Here is a 17001-nt window from a genome sequence, read left to right as displayed (position 1 = left end):
TTTTTATTCAACATTTTATTTCGGCATTCGTAATATTCGATACTCGAAACAAAGGGGATAGAATAATGAGAATTATTTTATATACAGGTAAAGGCGGCGTAGGAAAAACTAGCATTTCAGCAGCAACAGCACTTCAAAGCGCAAAACAAGGATTAAAAACATTAGTAATGAGTACAGATCCTGCTCATAGTTTAGGAGATTCATTTGGTATAAAGCTATCTTCTGAGCCATTAGAAATTCGTGAAAATTTGTGGGCACAAGAAATTAATACGATTTATGAGATGGAAAAAGGCTGGGGGAAATTACAGAAATATATTACGCTACTCTTCACCTCCAAAGCAGCTGATGATATTACAACAGAAGAATTAACGATGTTTCCTGGTATGGAAGATTTAATTAGCTTACTTCGCGTACTCGATTATTATAAACAAAACACATATGATGTTATTATCATTGATTGTGCTCCAACAGGAGAAACATTAGCAATGCTCAGCTTTCCAGACATGCTCGGCTGGTGGATGGAAAAATTATTTCCTATTAAAAGAAAAGTTTTAAAAGTTGTTCGTCCTGTAGCTCAACCACTTCTTGGTGTCCCCCTTCCAACCGATGATATTATGGACGAATTAACGAATACACTTGAACAACTTGGAGAAATGAGAGATATTTTATCAAACCGAGACATAGCAAGTATCCGCATCGTTGTAAACCCTGAAAAGATGGTCATTAAAGAAGCTCAGCGTAGCTTTACGTATTTAAACTTATACGATTATAACGTAGATGCCATTATGATCAACCGCGTCATCCCTAACGCTGTCACCGATTCTTATTTTCAAGCTTGGAAAGATACCCAAAAGAAATATAAAACATTAATTCAAAATAGTTTTGATCCACTTCCTATTTACGAAGCTCCTATGTTTGAACAAGAGGTTGTCGGTTTGTCTATGTTAGAGCGTGTAGGGGATGCTTTATTTAAATCAGATTCTTCTCCTACGGAAGTGAAATTTAACGGTCGCACTCAATATGTAAAAAAAGATGGCGATGAGTATATTTTCGTTCTCTCCATTCCCTTCTCAAACAAAAGTGAACTTGCATTAAATCAAAAAGGTGATGAGCTTATCATTCGTGCTGGTTCTGTTAAACGGAACATCACATTACCAAAAACGTTAACACACCTTTCTATTCAAGGAGCTAAATTCGAAGATGATGTACTAAATATTCGGTTTGGAGGTGTAGTACATGCATGAGGAACTACTAAGAAAGGTAATTCGTACAAAAATAAAAGTCGGTATGAATATATTAGAAGAGTTACCTCCCCCAATCCAACAATCAGCTAAGCAAATACTAAATATTTTGCAAGAGGAGCTAGCTGCTTATCCGAAAGAACAAGAGCATCATGAGGATAATGTAAAAAGTATCATAATTGAATAACTATCCCTGTATAGAGGGCCTTTTTTAGGCTTTCTATATTTTATTGGAGTGATGTAAGTTGATGAAAAAACATTCCACTATTATACCCTGGATCATTCCTTTATTATTTTTCGTTCATAACCTTGAAGAATCTTTTCAAATGCCACAATATCTTGCTAATCAATTTGCAATTCATTTTATAACAAGCCGACAATTTTTCATTGCGATTTTCGTATTAACAATCTTTGTCTTACTTATCGTCTTTCTATATCAACTAAACTTCTTGTCTTCTATATACTGGATTATTTTTATACAGGGGGCGATATTCTTCAACTCTGTTCAACATATTATTTTGTTTTTCATTTATCGTTCATATAATCCTGGCGTAATATCAGCCGTTTTCATTATGATTTTTTCTATTTTCTTTTTTTCATTCGAAAAACACCTCATTCATAAAAAACAATTCATAATTACACTCATTTTCAGCTTATTTGCTTACCCTTTTATAATTTGGATTACCTTACTATTCGCTAGCTACTTTCATTCATAAAAAAAGACCAGGAAAACTCCTGGTCCATCACTCTACTTAACAAACATTGGATTCTACGTTATACAGAATTGGAAGGTACAGAATTAGGGTTTTGTTTGTTAAGTAGATTATATGTTGAACGAGCTAACAGCGGAGGGGTTCCTACTGTTAATCGTTAAACCCGATAATTATTTTACGATTTTTTCAAGCTCCTCAAGTGAAAGATCTACTGAAATGGAACCATCATTTGTTTCTTTCTTAATTGCATCTGTTACTTCTTTTGAATGATATAGTTCAATTACTTTTTTCAGTGTTGGATCATCTTTATCTTTTGTACGAGCTGCGAAAATATTAATATATGGCTTCGCATTTTCATTCTTTGGATCTTCTAAGAAAATTGGATCCTTCGCTGGATCTAATCCAGCTTGACCAGCAACACCGTTATTAATAACTGAAGCTGCAACATCTTTTAATACACGAGGTGTTTGCTGTGCGATAACCGGTGTAATTTTTAACTTCTTCGGATTTTCAGCAATGCCACTTGGATCTCCGAATAAGCCAAAGTCTTTCTTAAGCTTTAATAATCCAGCTGCATCAAGAAGTTTTAATGCACGAGCTTGGTTCGTTGGATCATTTGGAATCGCAATTTCTGAACCATCTGGAATTTCATTTGCCTTCTTATATTTTTCAGAGTATAAGCCCATTGGTGCAATTTGCGTTGTACCGACAGCTGTAATATCTAACTTATGCTCTTTTTTAAATTGCTCTAAGAAAGCAACGTGCTGGAATGAGTTTAGTTCAATATCTCCATCAGCTAACGCTTTATTTGGCGTTGTGTAATCAGAGAACTCAACCAGTTTAATTTTAATTCCCTCTTTTTCAGCTTTTTTCTTTAAAATTTCCCAAGCGTCTCCATCTGTTCCGGTTACGCCAACGCGAACTACTTTCTCTTTTGCTCCTGCCCCCGTGTCTCCACTTGAGCAGCCGCTTAACGCTGAAATTCCTACAATCGCTGATAATGCAAATGCTAAAATTTTCTTCATTTTCTTTTCCCCTCTTCCTTTTTATGATCTGCGTAAAAAGACTTTCGCAAAGTAGTTTCCTAAATTTTGAGCTACCTGTACGAGAATAATAAGTAAAACGACCGTTACGAACATAACTGATGTATCAAAACGTTGATAACCATATGTCATCGCTAAGTCACCAAGACCGCCACCACCGACAAGCCCAGCAACTGCAGAAAATTCAATTAAACCAACTGTCATAAACGTAACACCTAAAATCAATGGCGCTAACGCTTCTGGCACAAGAATTTCAAAAACAATTCTAAATGGTGAAGCACCCATCGCTTGAGCTGCTTCAATGACTCCCTTTGGAACTGAAACAAGATTTGTTTCAACCATTCTAGCAATACCAATTGACGCAACTAACGTCATTGGAAAGATTGCTGCTGCTGTTCCAATCGTCGTTCCGATAACACTTCTTGTTAGTGGACTTAAAGCTACTAAGAAGATGATGAATGGAACCGGACGAATTGTATTAATAATGATATTAAGAATAGAAAAGACCCATTTATTTTCTAAAAAGTTTCCTTTCCTCGTTACATACAATAGTAAACCTAGAGGTATACCGAGGATTGTAGCAAATATAAGGGTTACGATTACCATTAAGAGGGTATCCCCCGTCGCATCTACTATGCGGGGCCAAAATATACTCCAATCAACTCGCATGAGCTTCTACCTCCTTCAGCTGCACTTGCAGTCTTAGATGTTGTAATGCTTTTTGAATTTCTTTCTGCTCACCTTGTAGTTCTACAAGTAGATTTCCAAATAGCACATTTTGAAGTTCAATAATATTTCCATACAGTACGTTTACATCGACGTTATAGTTTTTCGCGATATATGATAGTACCGGCTGCCCTGTCTCTTCCCCAGTAAATGTTAAGCGATAAATCTGTCCACCATTTTGAATTTTCCCTAGAACACTTTCCGGTAAATGATCATTAATAATGGAGCGTACAAAGTTTTGAGTTGTCTTTGTTTTTGGTTGTGTGAAAACATCAAACAGTTTTCCTTCTTCAATAACCTTTCCCTTCTCCATTACAGCTACACGGTGACAAATTTCTTTCACAACATGCATTTCATGTGTAATAAGAAGAATTGTTACATTGTATTCTCGATTTACTTTCTTTAATAAGTTCAAAATTTCTGTCGTTGTTTCTGGATCTAAAGCTGATGTTGCCTCATCACATATAAGAATGTCTGGCGATGTTGCAAGTGCTCTTGCAATGCCAACACGCTGCTTTTGTCCGCCTGATAGTTGCTCTGGATAATAGTTTGCTTTATCTTCTAATCCTACAAACTTTAGCAGTTCATTTACTCTTTCTTTTATCTCATTTTTTGGTACTTTCGCTAACCTTAATGGATAAGCAATATTCCCAAACACTGTTCTTGAATTAAATAAATTAAAACTTTGAAAAATCATCCCGATTCTTTGTCTTAGCTTCCGTAATTCTTTCGTCGATAGTGATGTAATATCTTTATCATCTATTGAAATCGTTCCTGCCGTTGGTCTCTCTAACATATTTACTAGGCGTAATAACGTACTCTTTCCAGCGCCACTAAAACCGATAATGCCAAAAATTTCGCCCTTCTCAACTGATAATGTTACATCCTCCACCGCATGAACAGATTGCCCACCTGATTCATATACTTTACTTACGTTGTTAAAAGAAATCATTTTTTCCCCTCCTATATGCTGTAAAAACTTGAAGTAGAGCTTTCGAGGTAAAATAAAAAGTGCTCTCCTTCTTATCAACCATAAAGATAAGAAGGAGAGCACTTATATGTACTCGGTCACATCTTCTCATCTTCCAAGCCTTTTATAAGGCTTGCTGGAGTTAGCACGGTATTAAAAAACCCGTTGCTGAGGTATCGTAGGGCCAGTCCCTCCACCTCTCTGGATAAGAATGTATCGATTTAATTGTCGTTTAATTAATTCTCATTATAGAACTCAGAATAATAAGAGTCAATACATTTTTTAGAAAAATATTAATTATTTATTTATTAAAATTTTCAAATAAAAAATCACATACAATAATGATTTTTAAAGTTATGTTAAATTCTCCTCCTTCATATTTTTTAAAAGGAGAATCCTCTCTATAAATTGAATACCATTATTTGAATATGAAATCGGAGGAAGATAAATATATGAAAACAGCTCTTTTACTCGTTGACATTCAAAATGATTATTTTCCACATGGAAAGATGGAATTGCGTAATCCAGTAGAAGCAAGCGAATATGCTAGTCAGCTGCTACAACTCTTTAGAACGAAAAACGAACCTATTTTTCATATCCAACATGTAGCAATAAAAGATGACGCTACTTTTTTCCTACCCAATACAGAAGGTGTACATATTCATGAAAGCGTACGTCCACTTAGAGAAGAAACCGTTATACTCAAACATTATCCAAATAGTTTTCGCGAAACTGATCTTCTAGAACAATTACAACGTTTAGACATTGAGCACGTCGTCATATGCGGGATGATGATTCATATGTGTATTGATGCTACCGTAAGGGCTGCTTTTGATTTCGGCTTTCCATGTACCGTTATACATGATGCTTGTGCTACAAAAGATCTTTCTTTTAAGAATGCTACTATACCAGCCGTTTATATTCATAACACAATTTTGGCTAGTTTAAATGGAGTATATGCAACTGTAATGAGTACAGAGGAGTTTGTGGCTACAAAAAAACACTCCCTTCAGTGAGCAAAACCGAAAAGAGTGTTTCTTGTCAAACCATAGATTTTCTTTCAAATTGTATTATACAGGAAATCCTTAAAATGAATACTAAAAAATATGACTAATAAGTCAACTTTTCTCGTTGTTTTGTTTCTATTTACATGTTTATCCCGATATGAATAGGATTTAGCTAGTTCTAATTACCAAATGGTAATTAGAACTAGTTTCTCCTATCAAAAACGTAACATATTATTTATCTGTTTGTTTTTGCTTCTTTTTCAAATACTCCGCACGCAATTTTTCAATTTGCTGCTTTTTATCAAATTTGGCAGGCGTCTGTTTTTCATGAAACTTTGCCACAGATACCTGACTTTTGTAATCCAATTGATATTTTCCCACTTTGTTCACCTACTTTTCTTGTCTTTAAAGAGAATCTATTCAACAAATATAATATACCTTATTTACTGAAGTAAACCTTATTACTTTATTAGTTTTTCTACTTAGATCTATCTTGATCCAAATATAGAAATTTTTTCAAAAAAAAAAAAAAAAGAGATCTTCGCAGTCTGCGAAGATCTCTTCTACTATTTCTTATAAAGTTTCAGAAGTAGTTTTTGCTTGCATGTGAAGTGCTAAGTAGTCAGGGCCACCAGCTTTAGAGTCTGTACCAGACATGTTAAAGCCACCGAATGGTTGGTAACCTACGATTGCACCAGTACATCCACGGTTGAAGTATAAGTTACCCACGTGGAATTCTTCACGTGCTTTTTCAATATGGTCACGGTTATTAGTAACAACCGCACCTGTTAAACCGTATTCTGTATTGTTTGCAATTGCAAGTGCATGATCAAAGTCTTTTGCTTTGCAGAATGCTACTACTGGTCCGAAGATTTCTTCTTTCATTAAGCGAGCATCTTCTGCAACATCAGCAACGATTGTTGGTTGGATGAACCAGCCTTTAGAATCGTCTCCTTCGCCACCTGTTAAGATTCTACCTTCTTCTTTACCAATTGCAACATAGCTCATCACTTTATCGAATGCAGCTTGGTCATTAACAGGACCCATGTTTGTACCTAATACAGCTGGGTTAGCAACTGTTAATTCTTTCGTTAATTCAACTGCACGATTTAATACGTGATCGTATACATCTTCATGGATTACTGCACGAGAACATGCAGAACATTTTTGTCCTGAGAATCCGAATGCTGATGCTACGATAGATTTAGCTGCTAATTCAAGATCTGCTTCTTTATCAACAACGATTGTATCTTTACCACCCATTTCAGCGATAACGCGTTTTAACCAAATTTGGCCTGGGTTTACTTTCGCTGCACGCTCATAAATACGGATACCTACATCACGAGATCCAGTGAAGCTCACGAAACGTGTACGAGGGTGATCTACTAAGTAGTCACCAACTTCAGAACCATTACCTGGAACGAAGTTTACTACGCCAGCTGGTAAGCCAGCTTCTTCTAATACTTCCATGAATTTCGCTGCTACTACAGGAGTTGTACTAGCTGGTTTTAGTAATACTGTGTTACCAGAAACTAAAGCAGCTGTTGTCATACCTGCCATAATTGCGAATGGGAAGTTCCAAGGAGAAATGATAACACCTACTCCTAATGGAATGTAAGAGAAACGATTATATTCAATTGGACGGCTTTCTACTGGAATTCCGTCTTTTAATTTTAACATTTGACGACCATAATATTCCATAAAGTCGATTGCTTCTGCTGTATCAGCATCTGCCTCATTCCACGGTTTACCTGCTTCTTTTACAAGAATAGCAGAGAATTCATGCTTTCTGCGACGAACGATTGCTGCAGCACGGAATAAAATGTCTGCACGCATTTCTGGCTTTGATTTTCTCCAAGTTTGGAATGTTTCATCCGCTACTTGCATTGCTTTTTCAGCTAACTCACGGCTTGCTTTTGAAACGCGACCAACAAGTTCCTCTTTATTTGCAGGGTTTACAGAAACAATTTTGTCTTCTGTAGTGATTTTTTCTCCCCCAATAATTAATGGATAGTCTTGTCCAAGATAAGATTCTACTTTCTTTAAACCTTCTTCAAACGCTAATTTGTTAGCCTCCACTGAAAAATCTGTAAATGGCTCATGTTTGTATGCTACTACCATTCTTTTTAGCCTCCCCTTAGAAAAACGTTTACATTTTACAACATTATTCTACACGATAATTTAGATTTATTCAAATATTCCTAGACTTATATTTTAAAAATTAATTAATTTTTAAAATATAATAAAAAAATAGAGTTATACATACGTATAACTCTACAAAATATGAGTATATTCCAAAATGTTTTTTCCAATCAATAAAATAGTTACTAACAAAAATAAAGTTCTTACATATCCAACACCTTTTTGGACTGCAAACTTCGATCCAAAATAAGCGCCAAAAATCATCGACAATCCCATAATAATACCGTATTCAAAATGAATTACGTCTAAAAATAAAAAAGTAATTAAAGATACGATATTACTAACAAAGTTCAAAAGTTTTCCAGATGCTGCCGCCTGAATAAAATCCAAACCAACTAATAAAAATGCAAAAATTAAAAAGGATCCTGTCCCTGGTCCAAAAAATCCATCGTAAAACCCTATCATTAAAATAACAAAGAAAAATATTAATGTTTTTCTTTTCGTCATCTTCTTATAGGTAGATACACTTCCCCAATCCTTTTTTGCAATAATATAAATGGCAATAAACACCAACATCACAAGCACTAACGGACGTAAAATATCTGGCGGAATAAACTTTACTACTAAAGCGCCTGCGACCGCTCCTATAACAGTTAACGGGATTAACTTTCCTACAATTTTAAAATCGACCTTTCCTGATCGAATAAAATAAACTGCACTCGTAAACGTCCCCATCGTTGCAGCTAATTTATTCGTTGCAATTGCCGAAGCTGGTGGTAAACCAACAAACATAAGTGCTGGAAGCGAAATTAATCCTCCACCGCCAACAACTGAATCAATAAAAGCTGCTAAAAGGCCGAATGCAATTAATAAAATAATGACTTGAAAACTTAATTCGTCCATGTGCTTTACCCCTTACCCCCCATTATTTATAACATTTTAAATTATAACAAAATTCCTCAAGAAAAAAAGCCGTTCCATAAAGGAACAGCCCTCCTATTTAATCTAAAATTTTCACAAATGGTTCATCTTGCTTTGCTTCACGTATAATAATCGCTTCTGGGCGTTCTACAGATTTAATCGTTACTTGTACTTTCATATAATTCGGGAAGTATTCCATAACAAGCCCAGCTACATATTGTGTAAAACCAATTATTTCTGCTTTCCCATTAAACTGGACAGGAATATCAAGCTTTATTTCTCTTAATTCATCATCTCTATACATACCAGTACCGATAACAGCTGTATAGTCGCCTTGGAAATAATCGCTTAGTTTTGATTTAAAGTTCGATACTCTCGCCAGATCTTCACGTTTATTATCTGTTTTCGCTTGTTCAGATGGGAACAAATAATATTTCTCATTAATTTGTTTCCAATCCTCAACCGTTTCACTGCCTTTTTCAACATTCGCATAAGAAACAAAGTTACCTGGCACGAGTGAAGCCTTTGGAGCCTGACGATAAATTGCAAATGTTATCGGAAGGTTTTTTGTTTCAGGCTGTTTTTGATGCATAAATTTCAAGACTTCTTGCGCCATTTTTTTCCCTTCAGCTACCATTTTTTCTTGCTCAATTTTAGCCTCACGCGGATAACCATGCTCTTCCTCGTAATAATGAACCGAGTTCATCGCTAAACCAATTACAATGCCTTGGCGCTCATCTGATTCGCCTTTTTTCACATAATAATCATGCTCTAAAATATTTGAAATATATATTGGATTTTTTTTATTCTTTTCCTCTAATGATTCAGATCCTCCACCTAACGCTGGGTTTAACCCAATGTTTGGAAATTTAACTGCATCTTTTTTTAATTTGTCCTCTAGTTCCTTTTGTTCAGCATCTGTACGCTTTCTTTTAACAAGCATCTGCACATTTTGAGTATCTAGAGTACTTCCACCTTTAAAGAAATGATCTTTCGTACTAAAGGATTCTTTTGCAATACGCATTAATCCTGTTTCAAATTCATCTATATCAAGACGATTACTTACTCCTTGTACAACTAAACCACGTGCAGCTCCTGCTTGAAATGGAATAGTCGCCTTATAGTATTCATCCGAAATAGCGTACTTCGGAACGATTGCTTTCTCTTTTGCTTTCCCCGATTTCTCAACCACTTTTTCATCTTTATCGGCACCTGCACTACACCCACTTACGAGTAGGCCAAGGCTTAATACCGCTAATGCTATTTTTTTCATGGTAAGTTTGCACCTCTTACTTATTTAGCTCTTGTAAGAACCTCTCTTCATTCCAAACCTCAACATTATGCTTCTCTGCTTGTGCTAATTTCGAACCTGCTGCTTCACCTGCAACAACTAAATCCGTACTTTTACTAACACTTCCTGTTACTTTTCCACCTAATGCCTCAATCTTTTTCTTCGCTTCACTACGTCCCATAACTTCTAATTTCCCTGTTAAAACGACAGTTTTTCCTGCGAAGTACGACTCAACATTTTGTAAATCAGCAATTTTTATGCCTTTGTATGCCATATTCACGCCATACTCTTTAAATTGTTGTAATAGCTCTAATACGTCTTCATTATCAAAATACGTCACGACGGATTGAGCCATTTTTTCACCAATTTCATTAATTGCTTTTAGTTCTTCTTCCGTTGCTTTCACAAGCGCATCCATCGTTTCGAAATGCTCTGCAAATGTACGTGCTGCTTTCGCTCCAACATGGCGAATACCAAGACCAAATAATAATCGTTCTAATGAGTTGTCCTTAGAATTCTCAATTGCTTGTACTAAATTCGTTGCTGATTTTTCACCGAATCGTTCTAGCTGTAATAATTGCTCTTTCGTCAACGAATATAAATCAGCGAATGTACGAATATAATCAGCATCAAAGAGTTGTGTAATGACACGTTCTCCAAGTCCATCAATATTCATTGCATTTCTTGAAACGAAATGGATTAATCCTTCTCGAATTTGAGCCGGACAGGTTGGATTTATACAGCGAAGTGCTACCTCTTCTTCTAAACGAACTAGTTCACTCTCACATGCTGGGCAATGCGTTGGCATATGATATTCTTCTTCCTCACCAGTACGCTTATCAAAAATAACGTTCACAACTTCAGGAATAATATCTCCGGCCTTCTTCACAACAACATAGTCACCAATTCGAATGTCTTTTTCACGAATTAAATCTTCGTTATGTAAAGAGGCACGACGAACGATAGTACCAGCCACTCGCACTGCCTCTAGCTCTGCAGTCGGTGTTACAACCCCTGTGCGACCAACACTTAATTCAATGCCTGTTAATCTTGTTACAACTTCTTCAGCCGGGAATTTATAAGCAATCGCCCATCTTGGACTCTTTGCTGTAGTTCCTAAACTTTCTTGAAGAGCAACATCATCTACTTTTATAACGATTCCATCGATCTCGTAATCAAGATGCGGACGTTTTTCTTGCCATTCTTCTACATAAGCTATAACTTCTTCGATTGTTTCACATGTACGACGATTTGGATTTGTTTTGAATCCAAGTTCACCTAAGAAATCAAGCGATTCACTATGTGATGGAATTGTTTTTTCTTCTACATTCGCAAGACCGTACACAAACATAGATAAGTTACGTTTCGCTGCAATTTTGGGATCAAGTTGGCGTATTGAACCTGCTGCCGCATTACGCGGATTCGCAAATACATCTTCACCATTTTGCTCTTTTTCTTCATTTAACTTAACGAATGAACGCTTCGGCATATAAGCTTCGCCTCGTGCTTCTAACGTTACTTCTTCATTTAAACGGAGCGGGATCGCTTTAATTGTTTTTAAATTTTGGGTAATATCTTCCCCTGTTACACCATCACCACGCGTTGCCCCTTGAATGAAGCGTCCTTTTTCATAATGAAGTGAAACAGCAAGTCCGTCAATTTTTAATTCGCATATATATCTTACATTCGCATCATCAATTCCTTGGCGTACTCGTCGGTCGAAATCACGTAAATCTCCTTCGTTAAATGCATTTCCTAAACTTAACATCGGTGACTTATGTGTTACTTTTTCAAATATATCAAGAACCGTTCCCCCAACGCGAATGGAGGGGGAGTCTTCACTCATAAACTCTGGATTCTCTGCTTCTAATTTTATAAGCTCCTGCATATTACGGTCATACTCCGCATCAGAAACAGAAGGATTGTCTAATACGTGATACTGATAGTTAAATGTATTTAACAAATCACGCAGTTCTTCTATACGTTGTTTTGCTATCTCTTTTGACATACCCTCATTCCTTTCCTATTGTTTCGTCACAGGTGCAAATTTTGCTAACAAACGTTTAACACCAATCGGGCTTGGGAACGCAATATCTAATTCTTTTGCATCACCTTCACCTTTTACACTGACAACTGTACCGACTCCCCATTTTTGGTGGGAAGCTTTATCGCCTACTGCCCAGCCAATTTGCTCGCCACCTGTCGTCTTAGCTGCAGGACGCGCGAAAGCTGAACGAGAGCGTGTTGTGGTTGTAGTTGTCATTCTACTTGTACTTGTCGTTCTTCCTTTTGCACCAAACGAAGTTTCACGCTTTGGCGCTGTTTCATTTAACGATTCTACTAGCTCTGCCGGAATTTCTGTAATAAATCGAGAGGCAGCGTTCATACTTGTTCTACCAAATAAAGTACGCATTTGTGCGTTAGATAAATATAACTCTTCTTCTGCACGAGTAATACCTACATAAGCAAGGCGACGCTCTTCCTGCATTTCATCTTCTTCCATTAGAGAACGAGTATGCGGGAATATTCCTTCCTCTAAACCAACAATAAAGACAACTGGGAATTCTAATCCTTTCGCTGAGTGCATCGTCATTAAAATAACTTCCTCACCAGCAGTTGGATCTTCATCGACACGATCAATATCAGCAACAAGCGCTAAGTCTGTTAAGAATGCAACAAGACTCTTATCTTCGCTTTGAGATTCAAATGTTTGCGTAACAGATAAAAACTCATCTAAGTTCTCTAAACGACCTTCTGCTTCTAAAGTACGCTCGTTTTTCAACATATCGCGATAGCCTGTTTTTTCAATAACTTCTTCTACCAATTCTGTAACAGATAAATACTCTTGCATATTTACCCAGTTGTGTAATAAACCTGCGAATTCTTTTACTGCCTTTGTAATTTTTGCACTTACTCCAACATGCTCAATCTCATCGAATACAGCAGTCAATGAAATTCCATTTTGTACACCGTAATTAATAATTTTATCGATAGAAGTCGCACCAATTCCGCGCTTTGGCATGTTAATAATACGTGCGAAACTAATCTCATCATCTGGATTCCCAATTAAACGTAAATACGCCAAAATATCTTTAATCTCTTTACGATCGTAGAACTTCGTACCGCCGACAATTTTGTAAGGAATATTAGATTTCAGGAAAATCTCCTCGACCATACGAGACTGGGCATTTGTACGATATAACACTGCAAAATCAGTATATTTTCTTTTTCCCATTTGAATATCGTCACGAATTTTTTTCGCAACAAAATATGCTTCGTCTTTTTCCGTCGCAGCACGGTAATATGAGATTTTGCTTCCAACTTGATTGTCTGTCCATAATTTTTTCGGTTTACGGTTTGAATTTTTTTCAATAACAGCATTTGCTGCATTTAAAATATTTTGTGACGAACGATAGTTTTGTTCTAACAGAATAACTTGCGCATTCTCATAGTCTTTTTCGAATGACAAAATGTTAGAAATGTCAGCCCCGCGCCAGCGGTAAATAGACTGATCTGAGTCACCTACAACACATAAATTTTTAAAACGTGCTGCTAAATGTTTTACAAGAAGGTACTGTGCTTTATTCGTATCTTGATACTCATCCACGTGAATATATTGGAACTTACGCTGATAAAACTCTAGTACTTCTGGAACACGTTCAAATAGCTGAATCGTTGTCATAATTAAATCATCAAAGTCTAATGAGTTATTTTTCAGAAGACGTTTTTGATATTCTGTATATACATCGCTCGTTAATTTTTCATATGGATCAGCGATTGTAATTTTTTTCGCATATTTATCTGCAGATAACAATTCATTTTTCGCATTACTAATACCAGCTAAAATAGAGCGTGGCTCAAATTTCTTCGGATCAATATTGCGCTCTTTCATAATTTTTTTGACTACAGTTAACTGATCGCCTGAATCTAAGATTGTAAAGTTACGATTAATACCAATACGATCGATATCACGTCGTAAAATACGTACACACATAGAGTGGAACGTAGAAATCCAAATATCTTCTGCTTCTGGTCCGACAAGTGTATCAATACGCTCGCGCATTTCACGAGCCGCTTTATTTGTAAAGGTAATAGCTAGTACATTCCATGGCGCTACACCTTTTTCACCAAGTAAATACGCAATACGATGTGTTAACACACGTGTTTTACCACTACCTGCACCTGCCATTAATAGAAGTGGTCCGTTCGTTGTTTGTACTGCTTTTTGTTGCTGCGGATTTAAACCATTTAATAACTTATCTGTCTTACTCATATACGCCTGCACCTACTCTCCTTTTACTGCTTTAACTGTTTTTAACGCGGATTTTATATCATCATAAATAATATTTCCAACAACTACTGTATCAGCGTATTGTGCCATTTCCTTCGCTTGTTCAGCATTAGAAATACCGCCGCCATAATATAACTTCGCTTGTTTTAATTCTGCTTTTACATTTTTAACAAGTTCAACGTCTCCATACGTACCGCTATATTCTAAATAAAATATCGGTAAACGTAATAGCTTGTCTGCTAAACGCGCGTATGCAATTACATCATCTTCTGTTACATCACATTTCGCATCTGTAAGCTGAGCTACTTTCGCTTCCGGATTTAAAACACAATACCCTTCCATGAAAATTTCGTCCCAGTCCATAATATCCCCAAATTCTTTCAAAGCCTCATGATGAACACCTGTTACCCATTCTACCTTTCGGCTATTTAAAACGCTTGGGATATAATAAAAATCAAATCCTGGTGTAATTGCTTCCACATCAGAAACCTCTAACACACAAGGAACTGCATATCTACGAATGCTAACTAGCATGTGTAATACATTATCAATTGTAACTCCATCACTTCCGCCTACAATAACAGCATCTGTTCCAGACTCACAAATCATTTCTAAATGTTCGTCACTTAACTCCTTATTTGGATCAAGCTTAAATACATGTTTCCACCCGGAAATATCGTACATGAAAACACCCTTTCTTTTCTCTAGTTATATATATTTCTGTTCAAAATAACAGTTTATTTTCATCAGGATTTTTTTAACTTCATCTTAAATATTTGTTTAAAACGGAGAATTAAGTTTGGAATTCCCTCTTCCATAGTTTTTCAAACGAGAGGATTTAACTTTGAATTTCCTTTTGTGCATTCTTTCATTATAACAAAAAAAGCTACTTACACACACGCACATTCCAACATCTTTTTCAACGTCAAATGTTGGATTACATATCCCAAAAATCACAAGGGATACTAATAAGAGAAATAGTATTATCTATTTCAACTTTCATAAAAAGGAGTGTTTTTCTAATGAAGCAAAACATCGGTACAATAAATGCCCTAATTCGAATTACGCTCGGACTTATCCTCTTCGGCTGTAGTAGCGCTAAACTTGTACGCAAGCCGTGGTGCACTTGGTCTAACGTCTTGCTATGGATTGGTGCAATGAAAATTGCAGAGGGAATTGTTCGTTTCTGCCCTGTTGTTGAAATGTGGAAATTCGGAAAATACATGAATATGGGGGCATTTAAAATGCCTAGCATGAATGTCGCTGAAAAGGGACATGCTAAAGAAGAAGTGAACCAAACTTCCAATCACGACAAGCCAAAGTCAAATGGAAGTTATGACACTTCTGACAAAGAGATTGAGTCAGCGATTGAAGATATAATCCTGGCAAAACCGCTTTGAATCATTTGTCACGATGCAAGATGCTCTCAAAGGGACTTAGCTGCTGCAGTGGGCGGTTAAGTCTTCTTTATTTTACCATAAAACAGAACGTACATTCTCGTTTCAAACTTCAAAATATACATAAGAGATACTTAATCATTAATTTCAGAAAATTAGGTGTAAAGCCCTTGCATAAAATGATATAAAAGTGATATCATTTATATATCAGGAGGCGATCATATGAAAGAAAAACAAGTTTTTTATGTAAATGGTTTTCTCGGTATTATCGGGATTTTAATTTTAGCCGCTATCGGTGTATTTTTCCTTGTACAAGAAATTTTCATAGGAGCGGCATTAACTATTATTTTAGCCGCAGTTCTTGCTACAGGTATTGGTATTGTTCAACCAAACCAAGCAAAAGTCATTACGTTTTTCGGTAATTATTTAGGAACAATTCGTCAAAACGGTTTATTTTTAACAATTCCATTCGCATTCCGTCAAACTGTATCGTTACGTGTTGAAAACTTTAATAGTAAGAAGTTAAAAGTCAACGATGTTGAGGGAAATCCAATTGAAATTGCAGCCGTTATCGTATATAAAGTTGTTGATTCTGCAAAAGCAATGTTCGGTGTTGAACATTACGATCGATTTGTAGAAATTCAAAGTGAAACAGCAATCCGCCACGTCGCAACAAAATATCCTTATGACAATTTCCAAGATGAAACTTGCATCACGTTACGCGGAAACACTGAAGAAATCTCTGAAGAATTAAAACGTGAGTTAGAAGCGCGCCTTGAAATCGCTGGCGTAGAAGTATTAGAAACTCGTTTAACACATTTAGCTTACGCAACAGAAATTGCCCATGCAATGCTACAACGTCAACAAGCAAAAGCAGTATTAGCTGCTAGAAAAGAGATTGTTGAAGGTGCTGTGAAGATGGCGAAAGATTCAATCCATATGTTAGATGAGGAAGGCGTACTTGAATTAGATGACGAGCGTAAAGCAAATATGGTGAACAACTTATTAGTTGCCATCGTTTCAGATAAAGGTGCGCAACCAGTTATTAATACAGGAAGTCTATATTAAAAGGTTGTAAATCATTATGGCTAAAAAGAAAAGCTTTCCATTACGTATTGATCCTGAATTACACGCAGTCATCGAAAAATGGGCGAATGATGAGTTTCGTAGCGTCAATGCACACATCGAGTATTTACTTCGAGAAATGGCAAAGCAAAAAGGAAAATTGAAAAAAGATAAAGACGCATAAAAAATCCCGC

General features: G+C 36.2%; 17 protein-coding genes and 1 riboswitch. Of the genes, 7 read left to right on the top strand and 10 right to left on the bottom strand.

The features are described from left to right. The first annotated feature begins 62 nt into the window (after nucleotides 1-62). From DN389_RS23480 to DN389_RS23470, 3 genes are all read left to right on the top strand, one after another. Nucleotides 63-1244, top strand: coding sequence for an ArsA family ATPase (locus tag DN389_RS23480; protein ID WP_088121170.1), 1182 nt, complete (start codon nucleotides 63-65; stop codon nucleotides 1242-1244). Continuing rightward, nucleotides 1237-1428, top strand: coding sequence for a DUF3926 domain-containing protein (locus DN389_RS23475; RefSeq protein ID WP_060486871.1), 192 nt, complete (start codon nucleotides 1237-1239; stop codon nucleotides 1426-1428). The genes DN389_RS23480 and DN389_RS23475 overlap by 8 nt, the downstream gene beginning before the upstream one ends. A 61-nt stretch (nucleotides 1429-1489) precedes the next feature. Then, complete coding sequence (locus tag DN389_RS23470; RefSeq protein ID WP_116300149.1) at nucleotides 1490-1957, top strand: HXXEE domain-containing protein; 468 nt, start codon at nucleotides 1490-1492, stop codon at nucleotides 1955-1957. A gap of 167 nt (nucleotides 1958-2124) precedes the next feature. Here the strand turns inward: DN389_RS23470 and DN389_RS23465 are convergent, their stop codons facing one another. From DN389_RS23465 to DN389_RS23455, 3 genes are read right to left on the bottom strand one after another with little or no spacing between them, the layout of a single operon-like run. Continuing rightward, the gene (locus DN389_RS23465; RefSeq protein ID WP_000721587.1) at nucleotides 2125-2979 is read right to left on the bottom strand and encodes a MetQ/NlpA family ABC transporter substrate-binding protein; all 855 of its coding nucleotides are present in this window, start codon (nucleotides 2977-2979) and stop codon (nucleotides 2125-2127) included. A gap of 21 nt (nucleotides 2980-3000) precedes the next feature. After that, nucleotides 3001-3666 carry a methionine ABC transporter permease gene (locus DN389_RS23460; RefSeq protein WP_001261880.1) on the bottom strand — a complete coding sequence of 222 codons (666 nt, stop codon included), beginning with the start codon at nucleotides 3664-3666 and terminating at the stop codon, nucleotides 3001-3003. Further along, nucleotides 3656-4675, bottom strand: a complete 1020-nt coding sequence (locus DN389_RS23455; protein ID WP_046953719.1) for a methionine ABC transporter ATP-binding protein — start codon at nucleotides 4673-4675, stop codon at nucleotides 3656-3658. Before DN389_RS23455 ends, DN389_RS23460 begins: the two co-directional genes overlap by 11 nt. Before the next feature lie 123 nt (nucleotides 4676-4798). Then, nucleotides 4799-4905: riboswitch (SAM riboswitch) on the bottom strand. A 240-nt stretch (nucleotides 4906-5145) separates the two neighbouring features. Here DN389_RS23455 and DN389_RS23450 point away from each other — a divergent pair. Next, a complete protein-coding gene (locus DN389_RS23450; protein WP_149237662.1) occupies nucleotides 5146-5709 on the top strand; it encodes a cysteine hydrolase family protein in 564 nt (187 codons plus the stop codon). Between the two features lie 222 nt (nucleotides 5710-5931). On the opposite strand, the gene DN389_RS28545 is transcribed toward DN389_RS23450, so the two are convergent. The 7 genes from DN389_RS28545 to pcrB form a co-directional block, all read right to left on the bottom strand. Further along, nucleotides 5932-6081, bottom strand: coding sequence for a hypothetical protein (locus DN389_RS28545; RefSeq protein WP_000521654.1), 150 nt, complete (start codon nucleotides 6079-6081; stop codon nucleotides 5932-5934). Nucleotides 6082-6273: 192 nt separating this feature from the next. Continuing rightward, nucleotides 6274-7821 (bottom strand): L-glutamate gamma-semialdehyde dehydrogenase, encoded by a 1548-nt coding sequence (gene pruA, locus DN389_RS23445; RefSeq protein WP_000259557.1) that lies wholly within the window; start codon nucleotides 7819-7821, stop codon nucleotides 6274-6276. A 153-nt stretch (nucleotides 7822-7974) separates the two neighbouring features. Beyond that, on the bottom strand, nucleotides 7975-8745 hold the full coding sequence (locus DN389_RS23440) for a TSUP family transporter (RefSeq protein ID WP_149237661.1): 771 nt from the start codon (nucleotides 8743-8745) through the stop codon (nucleotides 7975-7977). Between the two features lie 97 nt (nucleotides 8746-8842). Further along, nucleotides 8843-10036 carry a CamS family sex pheromone protein gene (locus DN389_RS23435; RefSeq protein WP_149237660.1) on the bottom strand — a complete coding sequence of 398 codons (1194 nt, stop codon included), beginning with the start codon at nucleotides 10034-10036 and terminating at the stop codon, nucleotides 8843-8845. Between the two features lie 16 nt (nucleotides 10037-10052). Further along, the gene (gene ligA, locus DN389_RS23430) at nucleotides 10053-12062 is read right to left on the bottom strand and encodes an NAD-dependent DNA ligase LigA (protein WP_000031461.1); all 2010 of its coding nucleotides are present in this window, start codon (nucleotides 12060-12062) and stop codon (nucleotides 10053-10055) included. A gap of 15 nt (nucleotides 12063-12077) precedes the next feature. After that, nucleotides 12078-14327, bottom strand: a complete 2250-nt coding sequence (pcrA, locus tag DN389_RS23425) for a DNA helicase PcrA (protein WP_002108861.1) — start codon at nucleotides 14325-14327, stop codon at nucleotides 12078-12080. A gap of 12 nt (nucleotides 14328-14339) precedes the next feature. Next, nucleotides 14340-15029, bottom strand: a complete 690-nt coding sequence (gene pcrB / locus DN389_RS23420) for a heptaprenylglyceryl phosphate synthase (protein ID WP_000272092.1) — start codon at nucleotides 15027-15029, stop codon at nucleotides 14340-14342. A 338-nt stretch (nucleotides 15030-15367) separates the two neighbouring features. Here pcrB and DN389_RS23415 point away from each other — a divergent pair, with 338 nt between their 5' ends. The 3 genes from DN389_RS23415 to DN389_RS23405 all read left to right on the top strand — a co-directional run bounded on the left by DN389_RS23415 (nucleotide 15368) and on the right by DN389_RS23405 (nucleotide 16991). Next, entirely contained in the window at nucleotides 15368-15745 is a 378-nt protein-coding gene (locus DN389_RS23415; protein WP_000812334.1) for a YgaP family membrane protein, read from the top strand. A 219-nt stretch (nucleotides 15746-15964) separates the two neighbouring features. Continuing rightward, a complete protein-coding gene (locus DN389_RS23410) occupies nucleotides 15965-16810 on the top strand; it encodes an SPFH domain-containing protein (protein ID WP_000660687.1) in 846 nt (281 codons plus the stop codon). A 16-nt stretch (nucleotides 16811-16826) separates the two neighbouring features. Next, nucleotides 16827-16991 (top strand): type II toxin-antitoxin system antitoxin, encoded by a 165-nt coding sequence (locus tag DN389_RS23405; protein ID WP_001085171.1) that lies wholly within the window; start codon nucleotides 16827-16829, stop codon nucleotides 16989-16991. Nucleotides 16992-17001 lie beyond the last annotated feature (10 nt).

The sequence above is a fragment of the Bacillus sp. AY3-1 genome (genome assembly GCF_008368785.1).
GTDB lineage: Bacteria > Bacillota > Bacilli > Bacillales > Bacillaceae_G > Bacillus_A > Bacillus_A wiedmannii.
Note: the sequence above shows the minus strand (reverse complement) of the source record. Positions and strands in the feature narration are given on the sequence as shown.

Bases quoted from the DNA above. Each gene is read 5' to 3' on its own strand.
- DN389_RS23415 (WP_000812334.1), top strand. From the start codon at position 15,368: ATGAAGCAAAACATCGGTACAATAAATGCCCTAATTCGAATTACGCTC.
- pcrB (WP_000272092.1), bottom strand. From the start codon at position 15,029: ATGTACGATATTTCCGGGTGGAAACATGTATTTAAGCTTGATCCAAAT.
- DN389_RS23440 (WP_149237661.1), bottom strand. From the start codon at position 8,745: ATGGACGAATTAAGTTTTCAAGTCATTATTTTATTAATTGCATTCGGC.
- pcrA (WP_002108861.1), bottom strand. From the start codon at position 14,327: ATGAGTAAGACAGATAAGTTATTAAATGGTTTAAATCCGCAGCAACAA.
- DN389_RS23435 (WP_149237660.1), bottom strand. From the start codon at position 10,036: ATGAAAAAAATAGCATTAGCGGTATTAAGCCTTGGCCTACTCGTAAGT.
- DN389_RS23410 (WP_000660687.1), top strand. From the start codon at position 15,965: ATGAAAGAAAAACAAGTTTTTTATGTAAATGGTTTTCTCGGTATTATC.
- DN389_RS23465 (WP_000721587.1), bottom strand. From the start codon at position 2,979: ATGAAGAAAATTTTAGCATTTGCATTATCAGCGATTGTAGGAATTTCA.
- DN389_RS23455 (WP_046953719.1), bottom strand. From the start codon at position 4,675: ATGATTTCTTTTAACAACGTAAGTAAAGTATATGAATCAGGTGGGCAA.
- ligA (WP_000031461.1), bottom strand. From the start codon at position 12,062: ATGTCAAAAGAGATAGCAAAACAACGTATAGAAGAACTGCGTGATTTG.
- DN389_RS23405 (WP_001085171.1), top strand. From the start codon at position 16,827: ATGGCTAAAAAGAAAAGCTTTCCATTACGTATTGATCCTGAATTACAC.
- DN389_RS23475 (WP_060486871.1), top strand. From the start codon at position 1,237: ATGCATGAGGAACTACTAAGAAAGGTAATTCGTACAAAAATAAAAGTC.
- pruA (WP_000259557.1), bottom strand. From the start codon at position 7,821: ATGGTAGTAGCATACAAACATGAGCCATTTACAGATTTTTCAGTGGAG.
- DN389_RS23470 (WP_116300149.1), top strand. From the start codon at position 1,490: ATGAAAAAACATTCCACTATTATACCCTGGATCATTCCTTTATTATTT.
- DN389_RS23450 (WP_149237662.1), top strand. From the start codon at position 5,146: ATGAAAACAGCTCTTTTACTCGTTGACATTCAAAATGATTATTTTCCA.
- DN389_RS23460 (WP_001261880.1), bottom strand. From the start codon at position 3,666: ATGCGAGTTGATTGGAGTATATTTTGGCCCCGCATAGTAGATGCGACG.